General features: G+C 64.4%; 1 protein-coding gene. It reads left to right on the top strand.

Annotated features, from left to right (window positions below; translation table 11 throughout):
• A partial coding sequence (locus EN935_RS39795; RefSeq protein WP_245489195.1) for an ATP-binding protein occupies positions 1-506 on the top strand: 506 nt, incomplete at both ends.

The following is a 506-nucleotide window of genomic DNA, read 5'->3' as shown; positions in this document are numbered from 1 at the left end:
CACCATCATCAACGACATCCTCGATTTCTCGAAGATCAATGCCGGGCAACTCACCCTCGACCCCGCTCCCTTCCGCCTTTCCGAGGCGGTCGAGGATGTGGCGACGCTGGTATCGGCGCGCGTCGCCGAAAAGAACCTCGAACTGATCGTGCGCGTCGACCCGCGCCTGCCGGCCCATGTCGTCGGCGACGCCGGCCGGTTCCGGCAGATCATCACCAACCTGCTCGGCAACGCGGTGAAGTTCACCGAAAAGGGTCATGTGCTGATCGATGTCGGCGGCGAGATCGTCAACGACGTGGTCCAGCTCAAGGTTCGCGTCGAGGACACCGGCATCGGCATACCGGCCGAGAAACTGCAGAACGTGTTCGAGAAATTCGCGCAGGTCGACGGCTCGTCCACCCGCCGTCATGAGGGCACTGGGCTGGGCCTCGCCATCGCCGCCCGCCTCGTCGACCTGATGGCAGGCAAGATCGGCGTCGAGAGCGAGATCGGCCGCGGTTCCGTGT

It is taken from the genome of Mesorhizobium sp. M7D.F.Ca.US.004.03.1.1 (assembly GCF_003998635.1).
GTDB classification, from domain to species: Bacteria; Pseudomonadota; Alphaproteobacteria; order Rhizobiales; family Rhizobiaceae; genus Mesorhizobium; species Mesorhizobium loti.
The sequence above is the reverse complement of the archived record's forward strand: the minus strand, read 5'-3'. Positions and strand labels throughout refer to the sequence as shown.